This window comes from Fluviicola sp. (assembly GCF_030151805.1).
In the GTDB taxonomy this organism is placed as follows: Bacteria; Bacteroidota; Bacteroidia; order Flavobacteriales_D; family Crocinitomicaceae; genus Fluviicola.
The window spans coordinates 1-6,974 of the sequence record NZ_JASLCN010000410.1 but is presented as its reverse complement, the minus strand read 5'-3'; the positions used below and the strand labels follow the sequence as shown (position 1 = coordinate 6,974).

The following is a 6,974-nucleotide window of genomic DNA, read 5'->3' as shown; positions in this document are numbered from 1 at the left end:
TATCGAAATGTCGAAAGGAGGGTTTCAGGCGCAGATATACCGCATGCGGAACCAATTGTACAATGTGGAAGATCCGAATGGAAAATCCTTGCTGGAGAAAATCGAATCAAACAAAGCGGGTTTAACGATTGTCAAAAAACATCCGTTTTTTGGTGTTGGTGTTGGCGATATGAAAGAAGCGTTTAAAGAAACCTATCGTTTGAATCATTCGAAACTAACGCTTGACAACCAGCATCTGACTCACAATCAATACATCACCAGCTGGGTAGCCGGAGGAATTCTTTGCTTCATCGCTTTTGTGCTTTTATGGCTGATTCAGCTTCTTCGCGCATTGAGAATAAATGCGTTTGAGTGGACGGGATTCCTGGTCATTACGATGCTTTCTTTCCTGATGGAAGACACACTTCAGACACAAACGGGAGTTACCTTTGTTGCCTTCTTTTTTGTTTATTTTATTACCGGGAAGAAAATCTTGTATCCGGCAAGATAGGGATTTTTCACCAGGCAACTCTTCCAATTTTAGTACTTTTAAAGTTATGAAAACAAGGCCGATACTTTGCTTGAAATGAAAGGGTATAAGGCTTTGCGCTCTTCGCTACTTTGCGTTTAAATATGAACTTGACTTACTGAACGCTAAGATGCAAAGGATGCAGAGGATTTTTATTACATCATTTAAATTCCCGTACAAGACAATATTTTAATACTTTGTAAATGCAAATCGGTTGTTTCTTGACTTTGAAAGGCCTACTTTTGCACTCAAATTGAGAATCCATGCGTTTTGAGCTGACCAAAGACTTTCTTGAGCGCATCCGGCAAGCGATTTTGTCGGAGGATAGACTATGGATTATTGAGCACATCACTGATCTTCACTTTGCCGATATTGCGGAAGTTATGGACGAATTGTCCATCGACCAGGCAAAATACCTGTATTATCAACTCGATGAAGAACTTCAGGCGGATGTCCTGATGGAACTGGAAGAAGAAGTTCGGGATCGGTTCTTAGCATCTCTTTCTGCCAAAGAAATGGCAGAGCAGCTGGAGAACCTGGATTCCGATGATGCTGCCGATATCCTCGGGGAGCTTCCGGATGAGAAAATCCAGGAAGTCATCTCTCAAATGGAAGATGATGATGCTGCAGATGATATCGTTGATCTCCTGAACTATGACGAAGACACGGCTGGTGGATTGATGCAGAAAGAGTTCATCCAGGCACGGTTGGAGTGGCCGGTAAATCGGGCGCTGGTTGAATTGCGCAGACAAGCAGAAGATGTGGAGCAGGTTTATACGATTTATGTCATCGATGACCTGAACAAATTGGTGGGAGTTCTTTCACTGAAAAGATTGCTTTTTGCAAGCCCTAAAACACCGATTCGAGATTTATATGAAGGAAAGAATTTGATCTTTGTCACTACAAGCGATTCTTCTGAGAAGGTGGCGAAAGTGATGGAAAAATACGATTTGGTTTCCGTACCGGTTGTCGACTTGCAGGGAAAACTGGTTGGTCGCATTACGATTGATGACGTCGTAGACGTGATCAAGGAAGAGGCAGACAAAGATTTTCAGCTGGCTTCAGGGATCTCGGAGAAAGTGGAATCGAATTCGAGTGTATTTCGTATTTCCAGAGCGCGTTTGCCCTGGCTTTTGATCGGAATGCTGGGTGGAATTTTGAGTGCACAGGTTATTTCGCGCTTTGAAACAAACATTACACATCTTCCGGCTCTGGCATTTTTCATCCCGCTGATTACGGCAATGGGTGGAAACGTGGGAGTACAATCGTCTGCGATTATCGTGCAATCGCTGGCGCGTGGAAACGACCCCTTTGATAGTATTTTTTCAAAAGTAGGGAAAGAAGCAATTGTTGGTCTGGTAAATGGTTTGCTGTGTTCCTCATTGATTTTTGGGATTTCTTATTTCTTCAATGATTACCGTCTGGCTTTAGTTGTAAGTATCTCCTTGCTTACCGTCACGATCTTTGCTGCTATTTTCGGCACAATGATTCCTTTGATCCTGAACCGGTACAAGATTGATCCGGCTTTGGCAACAGGTCCTTTCGTCACCACTACAAATGACGTCCTGGGCTTGTTTATCTATTTCACAGTCGGACTTCTACTCCTGAAATAATTTTCTTTTCAAAAAATAATTTGAGTTTAATTTGTTTATTTTCAATGAGTAAACGTATTCATTTGAAATTATTTTCAACTTTTTTTGCATTTCAAAAATCCAAAACTTTTTTGGTATCGTAACTGAGTCAAATTTTTAATTCAAAACTTAACGATTATGAAAAAGGGATTATTATCAATCGCATTCATTGCTTCCATAGCAATCTTTTCTAACTCATTTGCTCAGACTGTTATGGTTGGTGGAGAGTCCATGTATCCGGCAAAAAACATTGTAGAAAACGCGGTAAACTCTAAAGATCATACCACATTGGTTGCAGCAGTAAAAGCAGGTGGTCTGGTTGAAACATTACAGGGGAAAGGTCCCTTCACAGTTTTTGCTCCGGTAAATGACGCTTTTGAAAACCTTCCTGCAGGAACGGTAGAAACATTGTTGAAACCGGAAAACAAAGCAACATTGGTGAAAGTATTGACTTATCATGTGGTTCCGGGAAAAATGGACTTCAACACAATAGCTGCCGCAATTAAGAAAGGTGGCGGTAAAGCGGAAATGACAACTGTTTCAGGAGGTAAGTTGTGGGCAATGATGAACGGAGACCACAACATTACGATTAAAGACGAAGCAGGAAATGTCGCAAATATCTCCACATACGATGTGTATCAGTCAAATGGAGTGATTCACGTAGTTGACAAAGTGTTGATGCCTAAAATGTAAATTTCCACAGGCAATAATTCCGAATATCCTCGTTGCTCTTGAGCATGAACTACAACATTCGGGATTACTTACCGACAAACTCGTAGCAAGGGTGGAACCCTGACTCCGGATAATCTTATCAGGATGTCAGGGTTTTTTGGTTTCATATTATTCCACTACAAACTTCTCCTGCAACTCTGTTTTTTCGTTTGTTGCACGAACCAGGTAAGTTCCCTTCAGCAAAGTAACCTTATTCATCGGAAGGATGTGATGTCCGTTTTCCAGCATGTGATTGTTCTGATAGATCACTTTTCCTTCTGAAGAAACAACTTGTACCGTGTAGTTTCCTGTTTTCGGAATCATTAGTTCCAGGCTGAATTGCCCGTTATTCGGGTTCGGAGAAACAGAAATCTGTTTTCCGGAACGGTTTGCTTCAATGGAGCGGATATCCGATAAAGTAGCCTGACCGTTAATGTCCACATTTTTCAATTGGTAATAACTGATTCCTCCAAGTGGTTCTCTGTCCATAAAAGCATAAAATTGAGGTGTTTCAGAATTTCCCTGACTTACTACCTGCCCGATTTCTTCGAATTTCAAATCACTTCCTGCTCTTAGAATCACAAAATGCTGATTTTCTTTTTCGTAATTCGTAGACCAGCTTAATTGAACATCTTGTCCGGAAAGAGCTGCTTCAAAATTTCCCATATCCAATGCCAGCGGACAAGTAATGATAAAAGTTGCGGTTCTCACCGTTCCGCATGCATCTGTAACAGTTGCTGTGTAGGTTGCGGGTCCGTTTGTAACATTTAAAGTGCTCGAATTTGCACCGGTATTCCAGGAATAAGTATAACCGGGAACTCCGTAAAGTGCCGCTGGGTTCAAAAGTGTTGTTCCGGAAGCACAAGTTGGAGCAGCAATCGTGGAAGAACCGTTTCCGGTGGTTGTATTGGCAAGTGTTTCCGGGTTTCTGCCCTGAACGGTTACATTCCAGTTATTCATGTAGTTGCAGTAGTTGTTTGCCCAGTTACAGTTGTCGTAAGTACCATTTCCGGTACAATAAGTACGACTGAAATTAATGTTGAAAGTTAATGTCTGATTGGAACAGGAAGGAGTATAACATTGTGCCAAAGATTGGGAGCCTGAACCGGCAAAAGGTAATACGGGATTCCAGGTTCCGATACTGTTACAACCTGCACAGGTCCAGATTGTTCCCGGTGCTCCGACAGGCGATATCCCGCCACACGTGGAGGTAATCCATACCTGGGCTTCAGATCTCCAGCAATCGTCATAAATACCCCAGAACGGAGAGGAATTCAGATAGCAATAATTTGAAACAATCGTCCAGCCGGCAGAAACGTCCCATGGAGTTGTTCCTCCCGGAAATGTGACGTTCAGCGTGCTCGAACAGGAAGCGGGAGACGGTCTCGACCCCATAAGATTATTCGCTGAGGTAATTGGTCCTACCACTGTTACCAAAGGATCGATGGTGATCGGGTAGATTTTTCCCGGATCATTCAACTGAGCTGAGTCACATAGAATTTCTAACAGATTTCCGTTCAAAGCATATGGATTCAACCAGGATTGTCTGTTTTCTGAGGCATCATAACATCTGGCACTGTTGAATTTAATTTCAGCTTCTCCGGTATGGATGTTTTCAAAAATGACCGGTCCGTGAACAATTTCTTCATTCGTATAGATATATCCGTTCAGATGGGCCGGAACATTCAGCTGATCCATAAAAACAAGGCGCTTTACATGCAGGTTTTGGCGAATAATGAAGTCTGATTCGATTTTCCCTTCGGAAAAAACGATTCTCATATCTATTCCCGGAAAAACATCCGTGATGTATGCTCCTTCATTTCCAACAGCAATCTGCGACCAGTTTGCCTGGTAAATGTTCACGGAATTGTTATTGTTAATGACCTTCAGGGAATAATTGTTGAATTTGAATTCGGATCCGTTCAGCAAAAAGGACGTTAATTCGTTTGCAATGTCCAAAGTAGTCGGCCAGTCCTGAACTCCTGATTGGTATTTTTGAGCTGAAACTTTGTGAAGAGTCGGATCAATGGCCCGCCAAACCCCGTTTTGAAACAAGTTGATAGCATTACTGGCTTTTTGAATGTAAAAGAAATTCGGATGATCCGAATCAATGTAGTAACGCGAATCATACGTTCGTTTACTGATATCTTCGATCACATTTTTTCCAAATGGTGCATCAAAAGTGAGTTTGCCGAAATCCGGATGTGTGTAATACGAAGCGGAATTGTATTTTCTCCCGGCGTCGGTTGAGTAGTTGCGCGATTGAATGAATTCAATTTGGGGAGACATGGATTCAAAAATCGTTACCTGGGCATTCAAATGAACAGATAAAACGCACGCAAGAGATGTAGTAGATAAGTACTTCAACATAGTAATAGCATTATAGGTTTCAGGCTTTTTACGCCTAAAGTTGTAGTTGTATTTATTTTCTCGAGCGCTAAATATAAATAATTTTCATGGTAAATCTGTTAATTTTTGAATTGGATAATGGATTTAACAATTTGATTCTTAGTAGAATTGATTTATCAATTGTTTTTTTAGTGCGTTTTTAGTTGGAACAAATTTGGGATTTGAAAGAAAGTCATCCCGTTCTAAAACCCGACAAAAATGGATTGATTACCTTTGTGAAAAATTTCCGCATGACATTTCACGATTTAAATATCAAAAAGCCGGTCCTAAATGCTTTGGATGAACTTGAATATACCGTTCCAACTACGATTCAGTCGGCAGGATTTTCCGTGATGATGTCCGGAAAGGATGTCATAGGGCTTGCCCAAACAGGAACTGGAAAAACATTGGCTTATTTGCTGCCTTGTTTATCCATGTGGAAATTCTCCAAAGAACCGCATCCTCAGATCCTGATCATCGTTCCGACGCGTGAATTGGTTGTTCAGGTGGTTCGGGAAGCAGAGAAACTGACACCGTATATGAATGTGGTTGTTGGCGGAGTTTACGGAGGAGCGAATATCAATACGCAATCGGCAATGGTTTTGCAGGGATTGGATATCCTGGTAGGAACTCCGGGGCGTATTTTCGATTTGGCAGCCAATGGATCTTTGCAGTTTAAACATATCAAGAAAGTAGTGATCGATGAAGTGGATGAAACCCTGAATCTGGGATTCAGACCACAATTGATGCGTATTTTTGAGTTGCTTCCTCCTAAAAGACAGAATTTACTTTTTTCAGCAACACTTTCCGAGGAAGTTGCGACATTCATTGAGGCATATTTCGAAAACCCGGTTAAAGTGGAAGCTGCCAGAGCAGGAACACCGCTTGAAAAAATCAGACAGGAAGCGATTTTCGTTCCGAATTTTACTTCCAAAGTCAACTTATTGAAGCACTTGCTGGAAGAAAATCAGGATATGAGCCGGGTTCTGGTATTTGTTTCTTCCCGCGTTCTGGCAGATATGTTGTATGAAGAACTGGAACCGGTATTCAATGTGGAAATCGGGGTAATCCATTCCAATAAAGCTCAAAATTACCGGTTCAATGCCGTGAATCATTTCCAGAATGGTATTTACCGCATCCTGGTAGCAACGGATTTGATTGCACGCGGAATTGACGTAACGGACGTTTCTCACGTAATCAACTTCGATATTCCGGATAACACGGAAAATTACATTCACCGCATTGGTAGAACGGGTCGACAAGACAAAGAAGGACATGCCATTACATTCCTGGCTGAAAAGGACAAAGAATTCTTCGGGAAGATTGAGCAGTTCATGAACAAACAAGTGGATATTCAGGCTTTCCCGGATGAAGTGGAGCTTTCAGAATTGATTTTGGAGTTTGAAAAACCACAGGTAGCGATGAAGAACGTGTTGGTTAAATTACCTGCGAAAGATCAGGTCGGACCAGCATTTCATGAGAAAAAGGATAAGAACAAAAAAGTCAACGTTCGCTATAATCACAAGAAAGCCATGCAGGAAAAGTATGGAAAACCGAAAAAACGCGGTGGTAAGAAGAAGTAAAACTTTGTTTTTTCTTACGAAGGAGGTAATTGAGAATGGAAAAGTGAAAGGGTGCACGGATATTTCGGGAAGCAACCTTTTCAATTGTACATTTTACATGCTCCATTTAAAGGATTGCGTATCTTCATAAAAAACGTTAAGTGAATGGTTGAT

Annotated in this window: 5 protein-coding genes; 4 read left to right on the top strand and 1 reads right to left on the bottom strand. The window is 41.5% G+C overall.

Going from position 1 to position 6,974, the window contains the following annotated elements; all coding sequences use genetic code 11:
- The 3 genes from Q1V93_RS15455 to Q1V93_RS15445 all read left to right on the top strand — a co-directional run.
- Window positions 1–490, top strand: a 490-nt coding sequence (locus Q1V93_RS15455; RefSeq protein ID WP_300665897.1) for an O-antigen ligase family protein, incomplete at its 5' end; no start/stop codon positions are given.
- A gap of 281 nt (window positions 491–771) precedes the next feature.
- Window positions 772–2,121 carry a magnesium transporter gene (mgtE, locus tag Q1V93_RS15450; protein WP_300665896.1) on the top strand — a complete coding sequence of 450 codons (1,350 nt, stop codon included), beginning with the start codon at window positions 772–774 and terminating at the stop codon, window positions 2,119–2,121.
- Between the two features lie 156 nt (window positions 2,122–2,277).
- A complete protein-coding gene (locus Q1V93_RS15445) occupies window positions 2,278–2,832 on the top strand; it encodes a fasciclin domain-containing protein (protein WP_300665895.1) in 555 nt (184 codons plus the stop codon).
- 147 nt (window positions 2,833–2,979) lie between these two features.
- On the opposite strand, the gene Q1V93_RS15440 is transcribed toward Q1V93_RS15445, so the two are convergent.
- Window positions 2,980–5,220: a T9SS type A sorting domain-containing protein gene (locus Q1V93_RS15440; RefSeq protein ID WP_300665893.1), complete on the bottom strand. Its 2,241-nt coding sequence runs from the start codon at window positions 5,218–5,220 to the stop codon at window positions 2,980–2,982.
- 269 nt (window positions 5,221–5,489) lie between these two features.
- Here Q1V93_RS15440 and Q1V93_RS15435 point away from each other — a divergent pair, with 269 nt between their 5' ends.
- A complete protein-coding gene (locus tag Q1V93_RS15435) occupies window positions 5,490–6,821 on the top strand; it encodes a DEAD/DEAH box helicase (RefSeq protein ID WP_300665892.1) in 1,332 nt (443 codons plus the stop codon).
- Window positions 6,822–6,974: the final 153 nt, after the last annotated feature.